Source organism: Amycolatopsis sp. NPDC058986, assembly GCF_042741125.1.
Taxonomy (GTDB): domain Bacteria; phylum Actinomycetota; class Actinomycetes; order Mycobacteriales; family Pseudonocardiaceae; genus Amycolatopsis.
Genome location: NZ_JBHYJW010000040.1, coordinates 79952 through 92558, shown reverse-complemented (window position 1 = coordinate 92558; position 12607 = coordinate 79952). Strand labels below are relative to the sequence as shown.

Below are 12607 nucleotides of genomic sequence, written 5' to 3'. Positions count from 1 at the left end.
TGCCGTTAAGGCCACCTTACGGGCGTCCGACGCCCGTAAGGTGGCCTTAACGGCATGTGAGCATCGGGACCGCGGGCGGGAATTCGCACAGAAAAGCAACCTATTCGTGGCTTGTGCACGTGCAGGCCGGAAAACGTTCCGTCCCCGGCATGATCAATAGCGGCGTGTGTCCACATGAATCAGTGCTCCAGCTGGGAAAACCTTGCGGGACAAGGCTTTGCGGGCAAGCCTCATAGCATGCCGGAGCCGGGAAGCGGGAAATGGCGTACCGCCTGAACGAACCGGAACCGCGCACCAGTAGCCTTCCTGCCGTGTCGGTGTCCTCGTCCAGTCCTCACAGTGCCTCGCCAGGGGCCGCGGTGTCTTTGCCGGACAGCCCGGTCAAGGCGGTCGCCGCGCCCCCACGGCCCGCGCGTATCGAACCGGTCCCGCTCGCCACGCTGCTCGCCCGCGCGGACGCGCGGCTGATCGCCGACGGTCCCGAAGCGGCGGAGCTGACCGTCACCGGGACCACCCTGCGCGCCCAGCACGTCCTGCCCGGCGACCTCTTCGCCGCGCTGCCCGGTGCCCGCGCCCACGGCGCGGACTTCAGCGACCAGGCGGTCGCGGGCGGCGCCGCCGCGGTCCTGACCGACGAACAGGGCGCGGCCCGGCCCGCCCTGCGCGACGCGGGCGTCCCGGTGCTGGTGCACCCCGACCCGCGAGCCGTGCTCGGCTCGATCGCCGCGTGGATCTACGGCGAGCCGTCGCTGCAGCTGTCGGTCCTCGGGGTCACCGGGACCTCCGGCAAGACGACGACGTCCTACCTGGTCGACGCGGGGCTCAAGGCCGCCGGGATCACCACCGGGCTGATCGGCACCGTGGAGACCCGGATAGCGGGGGAGCGGCTGGTCAGCGGCTTCACCACGCCGGAGGCCCCCGATCTGCAGGCGCTGCTCGCGGTGATGCTCGAAAGCGGCGTCACGCACGTGCCGATGGAGGTCTCCAGCCACGCGCTCGCGCTGGGCCGGGTCAACGGGACCCGGTTCTCGATCGGCGCGTTCACCAACCTCTCCCAGGACCACCTGGACTTCCACCGCGACATGGAGGAGTACTTCGCCGCCAAGTCGCTGCTGTTCGACGGGCGCTCGACCACCGAGATCGTCGTCGTGGACAGCGCGTGGGGCCAGGCGCTGCTGACCCCGCAGACAGTGACGGTGTCCACCGAGCCGGGTACGGACGCCGCCTGGCGGGCCACCGACCTGGCCGCGACCTCGGCCGGGGAGCAGTCGTTCACCCTGCACGGCCCGGACGGGCTCAGCGCGCGGGCGCGGATCCCCCTGCCGGGCGAGTTCAACGTCGCCAACGCGGTCCTCGCGGCCGCGATACTGGCCAACGCCGGGGTCGGGCTCGACGACATCGTGGCAGGGCTCGCCGCGGTCGAGGTGCCGGGCCGGATGGAGCGGGTCTACCTCGGCCAGCCGTTCACCGCGGTCGTCGACTACGCGCACAAGCCCGCCGCGGTCGCGCAGGGGCTCGACGCGCTGCGGGCGCGGACCGAGGGCCGGATCATCACCGTGCTCGGCTGCGGTGGCGACCGGGACACCGCCAAGCGCCCGATGATGGGCGAGGCCGCGGTCCGGCGCAGTGACGTGCTCATAGTGACCGACGACAACCCGCGCTCGGAGGATCCCGCCGCGATCCGCGCCGCGATGCTCGCCGGTGCCAGGGGCGTCGGCCCCGCGCAGGGCGGTGAGGTGCTGGAGATCGGCGACCGCCGCGAGGCCATCACCGAGGCCGTCTCCCTCGCGCGTCCCGGCGACATCGTGTTCGTGGCGGGTAAGGGGCACGAGACCGGCCAGGAGGCCCAGGGCGTCGTCCATCCGTTCTCCGACCGCGACGAGCTCGAAGCGGCCATCAGAAAGCAACTCGAGGTGACTTCGTGATCGTGCTCAGCCTCGCCGAGATCGCCGGCGTCGTCGGCGGCAGGCTGCACCGGGCCGAGGGCAGCGCCACGGTGACCGGCAGCGTCGAATTCGACACCAGGAAGGTCACGCCCGGCGGGCTGTTCGTCGCCCTGCCGGGGGAGCGTGTCGACGGGCACGACTTCGCCGCCAAGGCGGCCGAGGCCGGTGCCGTCGCCGTGCTGGCCGCCCGCGAGGTCGACGCTCCGGCGATCGTCGTGCCGCCGCTGGCCGAGGGCCAAGCCAACGAACGGTCCGTCGCGCTGACCGGGGACAAGGACGGTTCGGGCGCCGCCGTGCTGGCCGCGCTGGGCAAGCTCGCCCGGTTCGTCGTCCAGCGGCTCGCCGCGGACGGCCTCACCGTCGTCGGCGTCACCGGGTCCTCGGGCAAGACCTCGACCAAGGACCTCATCGCCCAGCTGCTCGAACCGCTGGGTCCCACGGTCGCGCCGCCCGGCTCGTTCAACAGCGAGCTGGGCCACCCATGGACGGCGTTGCGCGCGGACACCGCGACCCGGCACCTGGTGCTGGAGATGTCCGCGCGCGGGATCGGCCACATCGCCGAGGCCGCCTCGATCACCCCGCCGAGGATCGGCGTCGTGATCAACGTGGGCAGTGCGCACGTCGGCGAGTTCGGCTCGCGGGAGGGCATCGCGAAGGCCAAGGGCGAGCTGGTCGAGGCGCTGCCGGAAGACGGCGTCGCGATCCTGAACTTCGACGATCCGCTGGTCGCGGCCATGGCGAGCCGGACGAAGGCCAGGGTCGTCGGCGTCGGCGAGAGCCCGGGCGCCCAGGTGCGCGCGGTGGACGTGCGGCTGGACGAGCAGGCGAGGGCGTCGTTCAAGCTGGTCACGCCCGAGGGCGAGGCCGAGGTCCGGCTCCCGCTGTTCGGCGAGCACCACGTGGGCAACGCGCTCGCCGCGGCGGCCGTGGCGCTGGAGCTGGGCACGTCCGTCGAGGACGTCGCCGCGCGGCTGTCGGCGGTCCGGCGGCGCTCGGATCGCCGCATGGAGGTCACCACCCGCGCCGACGGCGTGACCGTGCTCAACGACTCGTACAACGCGAATCCCGAGTCCGTCCGCGCCGCGCTCAAGACGCTGGCGTCGATGGGCAGGGAACGCCGGACCTGGGCCGTGCTCGGCGAGATGGGCGAACTCGGCGAAGAGCGCGTCCACGCGCACGACGAGATTGGCAGGCTCGCGGTCCGGCTCAACATCTCCCGGCTCGTCGTCATCGGCGAGCGCGCCGCGGCGATGCATCACGGCGCGCAGCACGAAGGGTCCTGGGGCGAGGAGTCGGTGCTGGTACCCGATGTCGGGGCCGCGACGGCGTTGCTGCATGATCAGCTCCGCGCCGGCGACCTCGTGCTCGTGAAGGCCTCCAAGTCCGAAGCTCTGTGGCGGGTGGCCGACGCTCTCCTAGCCGAAGAAGTCCAAGCCCCTGCCCAAGAACGCTCGAACGGTGGTGACGCGTGATCAGCATCCTGATCGCGGCCGCGGCGGGCCTGCTGGTCTCCATTCTGCTGACGCCCTATCTCATCCGGGTCTTCTCCCGGCAGGGTTTCGGACAGGAGATCCGCGAGGAAGGCCCGCAGGGACACAAATCCAAGCGCGGTACCCCGACGATGGGTGGCGTCGCGATCATCATCGCGATGGTCGTCGGGTACTTCGTCGCGCATCTGATCAGCTGGATGCTCAGCTCCAAGGGCGCGATGCCCTCGGCGTCCGGGCTGCTGGTCCTCATGCTCGCGGTGGGACTCGGCGTCGTCGGGTTCCTCGACGACTTCATCAAGATCCGCAAGCAGCGCAACCTCGGGCTGAACAAGACGGCGAAGCTGGTCGGCCAGCTCGTGGTGACCGTGCTGTTCGCGGTGCTGTCGCTGCAGTTCGCCGACGCGCGGGGGCTGACCCCGGCGTCGCAGAACCTGTCCTACGTCCGCGACCTCGCGCTGATCACGTTCCCGTCGATCATCTTCGTGATCTTCTGCTACATCGTGATCTCGGGCTGGTCGAACGCGGTCAACTTCACCGACGGCCTCGACGGTCTCGCCGGGGGCGCCGCGGCGATGGTGCTCGCGACGTACGTGGTGATCTCGTTCTGGCAGGAGCGGCTGTCCTGCGCCAACTACCCGCCGCAGGCCGCCTGCTACGACGTCCGCGATCCGCTGGACCTCGCGGTGGTCGCCGCCGCGGCCACCGGCGCGTGTGTCGGGTTCCTGTGGTGGAACGCCGCCCCGGCGAAGATCTTCATGGGGGACACCGGATCGCTGGCCCTCGGTGGTCTCGTCGCCGGGCTGTCCATGACGACCCGCACCGAGCTGCTCGCCATCGTCATCGGCGGGCTGTTCATGGTCGAGATGATCTCGGTGGTCGCGCAGATCGCGGTGTTCCGCACGACGCGGCGAAGGCTGTTCCGGATGGCGCCGTTCCATCACCACTTCGAACTCGCCGGGTGGGCGGAAACCACGGTGATCATCCGGTTCTGGCTGCTCTCTGCGATCTGCTGCATGTTCGGGCTGGGCCTGTTCTACAGCGAGCAGCTGGGCTTCGGGGGATAGCACGTGACAGCCTCCGTTGAGGGCGGCGGGGACGCAGGCCGGGGCGACCTCGCGGGTCGTCAGGTCCTGGTCGCGGGGGCCGGGGTCACCGGCAAGTCGGTCGTCCCGGTGCTGCGTGAGCTGGGCGCGCTGGTCACGGTCACCGACGGCAACGCCGGGCGGCTGGCCGAACTGGACGGCCTCGGCGCCGAGCTGGTGCCGGGACTGACGGAGCCGCCCGCGGGCACCGACCTCGTCGTGACCAGCCCCGGCTGGCGCCCGACGGCCCCGCTGCTGGCCGCCGCGGCCGCGGCGGGGATCGAGGTGATCGGCGACGTCGAGCTGGCCTGGCGGGTCGGGTTGCTGCGCGAGCGGCCACCGGCGTGGCTGGTGGTGACCGGCACCAACGGCAAGACGACGACCGTCGGAATGCTGGAATCGATCCTGCGTGCCGCCGGGCTCGACGCCGTGGCCTGCGGGAACGTCGGCTACGCGGTGCTGGACGCGGTCCAGGCCGGGCATGAGGTGCTGGCCGTGGAACTGTCCAGCTTCCAGCTGCACTGGTCCTCGACGCTGGCACCCGCCGCCTCGGTGGTGCTGAACCTCGCCGAGGATCACATCGACTGGCACGGCTCGATGGCGGAGTACGCCGCCGCCAAGGGCCGCGCGCACCACCGCTCCGCCGTCGTCGTGCACAACGCCGACGACGAATGGTCCGCCCGGATCGCAGACGAACACGCCCCTGCCGACGCACGCCGCGTCGGTTTCCAGCTCGACACCCCCCGCGCGGGGGAACTCGGCGTGGTCGAGGAGCTGCTGGTCGACCGGGCCTTCGTGGCCGATCCGGCGACCAGCGCCGAGGAGCTGGCGACGCTGGCCGACGTCCGCCCGTCCGGACCGCACAACGTCGCGAACGCGCTCGCCGCCGCCGCGCTGGCCCGCGCGCACGGCGTCGGCGCCGAGGTGATCGCGAAAGGCCTGCGGGACTACCAGCCCGCGCCACACCGCGCGGTCGAGGTCGCCGAGGTCGGCGGCGTCCGCTACGTCAACGACTCCAAGGCCACCAACCCGCACGCGGCGTCCGGCTCGCTGCGGGCGCACCCCAGCGTCGTGTGGATCGCCGGGGGCCAGCTCAAGGGCGCGTCGGTCGACGAACTCGTCGCCTCGGTCGCCGGCAGGCTCCGCGGAGTCGTGCTCCTCGGCGTCGATTCGCCGGTGATCGCGGCCGCTCTTGCGCGACACGCCCCGGATGTCCCGGTGAACAGCCTCGTTCCGGGTGACGATGAGCCCATGACTGCGGCGGTGAGTGCGGCCAGAGCCATGGCGCGTCCTGGCGATGTCGTGCTGCTCGCTCCCGCCGCCGCCTCGCTCGACATGTTCCGCGACTACGGCGAGCGCGGCGACGCGTTCGCCGCCGCGGTCCGTGTCCTGCGTGACGGTGCGGGGGAGTCGTCCCATGGCGGTGGTTGACGCCGGGCAGCGCACCGGATCCGACGGGCCCGCCAGGGGCCGTCCGAAGGCCAAGCCCGCGGGCGGGCCGCGCCGCGAGCGGAAGCCCGCCGCGTTCAACTCCGCGCTGACCGCCTGGCTCTCGCGCCCGCTGGCCTCGTTCCACCTGGTGCTCGCGCTGACCGGGCTGCTGACCGTGATCGGGATCGTCATGGTCCTCTCGGCGTCCTCGGTGGCCTCCTACGACCCGAAGACCGGCAGCGGGGTGTACTCGCTGTTCGTCAAGCACCTGGTGTTCGTCGCGATCGGCGCGGTGGTGTTCTGGATCGGCCTGCGGATCCGGCTCGAACGCGTCCGCCGGATGTCGGCCACCGCGGTGGTGCTCTGCCTCGGCATGCTCGTGCTCGTGCTGGTGCCCGGCATCGGCGCCGAGGTCAACGGCTCGAGCGGCTGGTTCCAGCTCGGCGGGTTCTCCTTCCAGCCGGTCGAGGTCGCCAAGGTCGCGCTGGCCTTCTGGGGCGCGCACATCCTGGTGATCAAGTACAACGTGCTGCACCAGTGGCGGCATCTGCTGGTCCCGGTGGTGCCGATCGCGCTGCTGATGTTCGCACTGGTCATGCTGCAGCCCGACCTCGGCGGCACGGTGACGCTGGCGGTCGTGCTGCTCTCGCTGCTGTGGTTCGCGGGCGCGCCGAAACGGCTCGTCGGGGTCATCGTCGCGGGCGGTCTCGCCGGGGTGCTGGTGCTGGCGATCATCGCGCCGTACCGGCTGGCCAGGGTGATGTCGTTCCTCTCGCCCAACGCGGACACCAGCGGCGAAGGGTTCCAGGCCAACCAGGCCAAGCTCGCGCTCGCCGACGGCGGGCTGTTCGGCAAGGGGCTCGGCCAGGGCGCGTCCAACTGGGGCTACCTGCCGGAAGTGCAGAACGACTTCATCTTCGCGCTGATCGGGGAGGAGCTGGGCTTCGTCGGCTGCGCGGTGGTGCTGGCGCTGTTCGCCGGTGTCGCCGTCGTCGGCCTGCGCATCGCGACCCGCAACATCGACCCGTGGATCCGGATCGTCGCCGGCACGCTGACGGTGTCCATCGTCGCGCAGGCGGGGATCAACATCGGGTACGTCGTCGGCCTGCTCCCGGTCACCGGGGTCACCCTGCCGCTGATCTCGTACGGCGGCACCTCGCTGGTGATCACCATGCTGATGATGGGCGTGCTCGCGAACGCCGCCCGGCACGAACCCGAGGCGGTGGCCGCGCTGCGGTCCCAGGGCCCGGGTAAATTCGGACGCCTGCTGCGGCTGCCAGCACCCGACCCGTACCGCCCGCCCGCCGCACGCAAGGCGGGCGCGGTGCGCGGCGGGACGAAGGCCGCCCGGCCCGCGCCCCGCACGGCCCGTCCGGCGCCGGCGCAGGAACGGCGCCGCACCTCGGTCCGGGACCCGGGCAGGCGCGCAGTGACACGGAAAACGGCCCGGACAACAGCGAACCGCGGCACCCGGGGTGCCGTGAACCGGAGAGGTCATTGGTGAGTAAGCCCGTCAAACCCGGCGAACGTTCCGTCGCGGGCAAGGTGCCGACGGTGGTGGTCGCCGGCGGTGGCACCGCAGGACACATCGAACCCGCGCTCGCGCTCGCCGACGCGGTCAGGCGGTTGCGCCCGGACGCGAAGGTCGTCGCGCTGGGCACCGAACGCGGGCTGGAGAACAAGCTCGTACCCGCGCGCGGCTACCCGCTGGAGCTGATCCCGCCCGTCCCGCTGCCGCGCAAGCCGACGCCGGAGCTGCTGCGGCTGCCGCTGAAGGTGCGTGACTCGGTCAAGCGGACCCGCGCGGTGCTGGAGCGGGTCGGCGCGGACGTCGTGGTCGGGTTCGGCGGGTACGTCGCGCTCCCGGCCTACCTGGCCGCGCGCGGCCGGACACCGATCGTGGTGCACGAGGCCAACAAGTCGCCGGGCCTGGCGAACAAGGTGGGCGCGCGGTTCGCTTCGCGGGTCGCGGTCGCCGTCCCCGGCACGCCGCTGCCGAAGGCCGAGGTCGTCGGCATCCCGTTGCGGCAGTCGATCACCTCGCTGGACCGCGCCGCGCTGCGGGCCGAGGCCCGCGCGCACTTCGAGCTCGACCCGGACGCCCCGACGCTGCTGGTGTTCGGCGGTTCGCAGGGCGCGCAGTCGATCAACGCGGCGGTGTCCGGCGCGGCGAAGGAACTGGCCGACGCGGGCGTCGGCGTGCTGCACGCGCACGGTCCGAAGAACACGCTGGTGGTCCAGGAGTTCCCCGGCAAACCGGCGTACGTGCCGGTGCCGTACCTGGAGCGGATGGACCTCGCCTACGCCGCGGCCGACGCCGTCGTCTGCCGGTCCGGGGCGATGACCGCCGCCGAGGTCTCCGCCGTCGGGCTGCCCGCGGTGTTCGTGCCCTTGCCGCACGGCAACGGGGAACAGGCGGTCAACGCCCAGCCCGCGGTCGACGCCGGGGCGGCGCTGATGGTCGCCGACGGCGAGCTGAGCGCCGCGAAGATCGCCGAGCTGGTGATCCCGCTGGTGACCGACGCAGACCGCGTCGCGAAGATGAGCGCAGCCGCCGAGGGGATGGGACACCGCGTGGCCGACGAGACGCTCGCCAGGATCGTGCTGGAGGCCGCCGGTGCTTGACGAGACCTTGCCCCAGGAACTGCGCCGGGCGCACCTGATCGGGATCGGCGGCGCCGGGATGTCCGGGATCGCGCGGATCCTGCTCGCCCGCGGCGCGCGGGTGTCCGGTTCGGACGCCAAGGAGTCCCGCGCGCTGCTCTCGCTGCGCACCCAGGGTGCCGAGCTGTTCGTCGGCCAGCGAGCCGAGAACCTCGACGCCTTCCCGGAGGGGCCCTCCGCGGTCGTCGTGTCGACGGCGATCAAGGAGAGCAACCCGGAGTTCGCCGCCGCCAGGGAGCGCGGGATCCCCGTGCTGCACCGCGCGCAGGCGCTGGCCGGGCTGATGGCGGGGCACCGGGTCGCGTGCATCGCCGGGACGCACGGGAAGACGTCGACGACGTCGATGCTGACCGTCGCGCTCCAGAACTGCCGCCTCGACCCGTCCTTCGCCATCGGCGGTGACCTCAACGAGTCCGGGGCGAACGCGCACCACGGCTCCGGCGGCGTTTTCGTCGCGGAGGCCGACGAGAGCGACGGCTCGTTCCTGACCTACACCCCGTCGGTCGCGGTGGTGACCAACGTCGAGCCGGACCATCTCGACCACCACGGCACCGCCGAGGCATACGTCGCGGTGTTCGCCGAGTTCGTGCGGCGCATCGAGCCCGGCGGCGTGCTCATCGTGTGCGAGGACGACCCCGGCGCGGCGGCGCTCGGCGGGGACGCGGAGGCCGCGGGCGTCCGAGTGCTCCGGTACGGGCGCTCGGTGACCGGGGACGATGACGCGAAGGTGCTGTCCCACACCCCGGCCGCGGACGGCAGTGTCGTGCGGATCTCCTTGCGGGGCAAGGAGATCGATGTCCGGGTCGCGGTGCCGGGCGAGCACATGGCGCTCAACACGATCGCCGCGCTGCTCGCCGGGCTCGAACTGGGTGCCCCGCTCGACGGCCTCGTCGCGGGCCTCGCGGTGTTCGGCGGGGTCCGGCGCCGGTTCGAGTTCAAGGGCCGCTCCGGCGACGTCCGGGTCTACGACGACTACGCCCATCACCCCACCGAGGTCGACGCCCAGCTGCGCGCCGTGCGGCACGCGGCCGGGTCGGGCCGGGTCGTCGTGGTGTTCCAGCCGCATCTGTACTCGCGGACGAAGACGTTCTCGAAGGAGTTCGCCGCGGCGCTGTCGCTGGCCGACGAGGTCGTCGTGCTGGACGTCTACGGCGCCCGCGAGGAACCGGAGCCCGGGGTGACCGGCGCGCTGATCGCCGACCAGGTGAGCGTGCCGGTGCACTACCAGCCCGCCTTCGACGTCGCGGCGAAGCTCGTCGCCGATCTGGCGCGGCCGGGCGACCTGGTGGTCACCATGGGCGCCGGGGACGTCACGCAGCTCGGCCCGGAGATCCTGGCCGAACTGGATCGGCGGGGCGGTCAGGGGTGACCTCGACGCGGGAGCGCCGTGGCCCGGCCAGGGAGGCCGGGCGCACGGGCGCGCCCCCGGACCGCAGCAGGCGCGGGCGGCGCACGGAGGCCGAGCGGCAGCGCACCCGGCCGCGGCCGAACCGGCGCAAGGAGATCCGGCGCCGGTGGGTCGCGCTGCTGATAGTGCTCACCGTCATCGGCGGGGTGTACCTGCTGTTCTTCAGCTCGCTGCTCGGCGTCAAGAACGTCGAGGTGGTGGGCGCGAAGAGCGTTTCCGCGGACCAGATCCGCGCGGCCGCGGGCGTCCCGGACGGCAAGCCGATGCTGCGGGTCGACGTCGACGGTATTCGCGACAGCATCGCCGAGCTGTCCGGGATCGCCACCGTCGAGGTCTCCCGTTCGTGGCCGAACACCGTCGAGATCGCGGTCACCGAGCGGACCGCGATCGCCTTCTTCGACAGCGGTCCCGGCGGCGACGGGTTCCACCTCGTCGACGGCGGCGGGGTCGTGTTCAAGACGGTGAAGATCCGCCCTGCCGGGATCCCGCAGCTGAAGCTGCCCAAGGTGTCCGTCGACGATCCGGTGACCCGCGCGGTGACCGCGGTGCTCGGGATGATCCCGCAGCCGCTGCAGAAGCAGGTCACCAGTGCGTCGGCGAAGACCCCGGGCAGCGTCGAGTTCACGCTGGCCGACGGGAAGACCGTGCGCTGGGGCAGTGCCGAGCAGGCCGACCGCAAGGCGAAGGTGCTCGCGGCGCTGCTGACCCAGCCGGGCAAGGTCTACGACGTCTCGGCGCCGGAACTCCCCACCATCTCGTAGCGAGCGAGTGCTGAAGGACGCTTTCAGTGCATCCAGTGCACTGAAAGCGTCCTTCAGCGCGTTCAGCGCACCGAAGGCGTCCTTCAGCATCCCCCCGATTTCACTGGCTTGGCGGTTCCCGTATGCCGTACTATCGGCTCCGATTTCGTACGGCATACGACATAAGGGGAACACGTGACGATCCTGGTGACGGGCGCGACAGGAAACGTCGGCAGGCTGGTGGTCGACGAACTGGTGGCGGCCGGCGAGCGGGTCCGGGCGCTCACGGTGGATCCGGTGCGGGCGGCGTTGCCGCCGGAGGCCGAGGTGGTCGTCGGTTCACTGGCGAAGCCCTCGACGCTGCCGCTGGCATTGAAGGGAGTCGACGCGGTCTATCTCGCGCCGATGGCGCGCACCGTGGAGAAGTTCACCCGGCTGGCGCGCGAGGAAGGCGTTCGCCGGGTGGTGGCGCTGTCGGGGAGCAGCGTCGGGGAGAGCCACGAAATGTCCAGCGGCCACGAGTTCGAGGCCGTCGAGCAGGCGGTGCGCGCGGCGGAACTGGACTGGACCTTCCTGCGGCCCGGCGCGTTCATGATGAACACCCTCGGCTGGGCCGGAATGGTGCGGAACGGAGAGATCCGGACGAGCTACGCCGACGCCAGGATCACGCCGATCGACCTCGGGGACATCGCCGCCGTGGCCGCGCGGACGCTGGTCTCCGACGGGCATGTCGGCAAGACGTACGAGCTGAGCGGTCCCGCGGCGGTGAGCCAGCGTGAGCAGGTCGAGGCCATCGGCGCCGCGCTGGGCAAGGAAATCGCGTTCGTGGAACTGACTCCGGACGAGCATCGGCGGGAGTGGGCGGCGCAGGGGATACCCGAGGAGATCGTCGACTGGCTGGTGGAGGGCTTCGGCCGGGTGGCAGCGAATCCGCAGGTCCCGACCGGCGAGGTGGAGCGGATCACCGGCAGGCCCGGAATGACCTACGCGGAGTGGGCGGTCAAGAACGCCGACGCGTTCCGGTAACCCGCCGGCGCGGGAACGGCGGGGCGCGGAAGCCCGCCGTTCCCGTGCCCGCCATGGTGGCTGCTCAGCCCGAGACGTCGGCGTAGGCAGTCCCGATCTTGAGGCCGCCGACGTAGTTCTCGACCGTGCTGCCCGCCGCGCCGTAGACACCCCACTTCGGGTCGTTGACGCTGTCGAACGTGCGGCACGCCCAGCGTTTCCCGCCGTCGGTGAAGGTCTGTTGCGCGCCGTCGACGTACAGCTCGACCCAGCCCCCGGTGGTTTGGTCCGACAGGTGCAGGCCGAGCACGACCTTGTGCCATTCGTTCGCGGCGATCGGCGTGTCCCAGATGACCCTGGTGACGTCCGGCTGGCGTTGCAGCAACGAGAGCCTGCCGTCGATCATCTTGAGCACCACGGGATAGTTCTGGATGTGGTTGCCGTAGGACTTCCACTGGAACACCGCGTTGTTGTTCACGGTATTGGAGAGTTTGAAGGACCAGCCGAGGTAAAAGGTCTGACCATTGCGGAAGGTGTACTTGCTCCCGTCGACCTTGATTCCCCGGCTCTCGCACCGGTTGCTCCCACTCGGTTTCGCGTAGCGGAACACCGTCCCCTTCACCGGGTCCTTGACCGTCGACACGCTGCCCGGGCTGGCGCATTCCCCGTTGATATTGCCGAAGACGCCGGTTCCCCTGGCCGCATCGCCGTCCCAGAGCACCGAGGCACTGGCCGGGGCGGCGGACAGTACGAGAAGTCCGGACGTCAGCAGAGCTACTGCGGAACGTTTCATACATCCGAGGTATAGGCCACTGTGTCAACGTCGCGGTACCGGCGATCG

The 12607-nt window shown here is 71.4% G+C and carries 10 protein-coding genes; 9 read left to right on the top strand and 1 reads right to left on the bottom strand.

Features of this window, described 5'->3' with window-relative positions:
* Positions 1 to 365: 365 nt before the first annotated feature.
* The 9 genes from ACFW0G_RS30155 to ACFW0G_RS30115 all read left to right on the top strand — a co-directional run bounded on the left by ACFW0G_RS30155 (position 366) and on the right by ACFW0G_RS30115 (position 11787).
* The gene (locus tag ACFW0G_RS30155) at positions 366 to 1925 is read left to right on the top strand and encodes a UDP-N-acetylmuramoyl-L-alanyl-D-glutamate--2,6-diaminopimelate ligase (RefSeq protein ID WP_378328814.1); all 1560 of its coding nucleotides are present in this window, start codon (positions 366 to 368) and stop codon (positions 1923 to 1925) included.
* The gene (gene murF, locus ACFW0G_RS30150) at positions 1922 to 3418 is read left to right on the top strand and encodes a UDP-N-acetylmuramoyl-tripeptide--D-alanyl-D-alanine ligase (protein ID WP_378328811.1); all 1497 of its coding nucleotides are present in this window, start codon (positions 1922 to 1924) and stop codon (positions 3416 to 3418) included. Before ACFW0G_RS30155 ends, murF begins: the two co-directional genes overlap by 4 nt.
* Positions 3415 to 4500, top strand: a complete 1086-nt coding sequence (gene mraY, locus ACFW0G_RS30145) for a phospho-N-acetylmuramoyl-pentapeptide-transferase (RefSeq protein ID WP_378328810.1) — start codon at positions 3415 to 3417, stop codon at positions 4498 to 4500. Before murF ends, mraY begins: the two co-directional genes overlap by 4 nt.
* A gap of 3 nt (positions 4501 to 4503) precedes the next feature.
* Positions 4504 to 5949 (top strand): UDP-N-acetylmuramoyl-L-alanine--D-glutamate ligase, encoded by a 1446-nt coding sequence (gene murD, locus ACFW0G_RS30140; protein ID WP_378328809.1) that lies wholly within the window; start codon positions 4504 to 4506, stop codon positions 5947 to 5949.
* Positions 5936 to 7453 (top strand): putative lipid II flippase FtsW, encoded by a 1518-nt coding sequence (gene ftsW, locus ACFW0G_RS30135; RefSeq protein WP_378328808.1) that lies wholly within the window; start codon positions 5936 to 5938, stop codon positions 7451 to 7453. The genes murD and ftsW overlap by 14 nt, the downstream gene beginning before the upstream one ends.
* A complete protein-coding gene (gene murG, locus ACFW0G_RS30130) occupies positions 7450 to 8574 on the top strand; it encodes an undecaprenyldiphospho-muramoylpentapeptide beta-N-acetylglucosaminyltransferase (protein ID WP_378328807.1) in 1125 nt (374 codons plus the stop codon). The genes ftsW and murG overlap by 4 nt, the downstream gene beginning before the upstream one ends.
* Positions 8567 to 9982 (top strand): UDP-N-acetylmuramate--L-alanine ligase, encoded by a 1416-nt coding sequence (murC, locus tag ACFW0G_RS30125; RefSeq protein ID WP_378328806.1) that lies wholly within the window; start codon positions 8567 to 8569, stop codon positions 9980 to 9982. The genes murG and murC overlap by 8 nt, the downstream gene beginning before the upstream one ends.
* Positions 9979 to 10782 carry a cell division protein FtsQ/DivIB gene (locus ACFW0G_RS30120; RefSeq protein WP_378328805.1) on the top strand — a complete coding sequence of 268 codons (804 nt, stop codon included), beginning with the start codon at positions 9979 to 9981 and terminating at the stop codon, positions 10780 to 10782. Before murC ends, ACFW0G_RS30120 begins: the two co-directional genes overlap by 4 nt.
* Positions 10783 to 10956: 174 nt before the next feature.
* Positions 10957 to 11787 (top strand): NAD(P)H-binding protein, encoded by an 831-nt coding sequence (locus ACFW0G_RS30115; RefSeq protein WP_378328804.1) that lies wholly within the window; start codon positions 10957 to 10959, stop codon positions 11785 to 11787.
* Positions 11788 to 11851: 64 nt separating this feature from the next.
* On the opposite strand, the gene ACFW0G_RS30110 is transcribed toward ACFW0G_RS30115, so the two are convergent.
* Entirely contained in the window at positions 11852 to 12559 is a 708-nt protein-coding gene (locus tag ACFW0G_RS30110) for a heparin lyase I family protein (RefSeq protein WP_378328803.1), read from the bottom strand.
* Positions 12560 to 12607 lie beyond the last annotated feature (48 nt).

Excerpts from the sequence above, each read along its gene's own strand:
- ftsW (WP_378328808.1), top strand. The coding sequence starts at position 5,936 with ATGGCGGTGGTTGACGCCGGGCAGCGCACCGGATCCGACGGGCCCGCC.
- ACFW0G_RS30110 (WP_378328803.1), bottom strand. The coding sequence starts at position 12,559 with ATGAAACGTTCCGCAGTAGCTCTGCTGACGTCCGGACTTCTCGTACTG.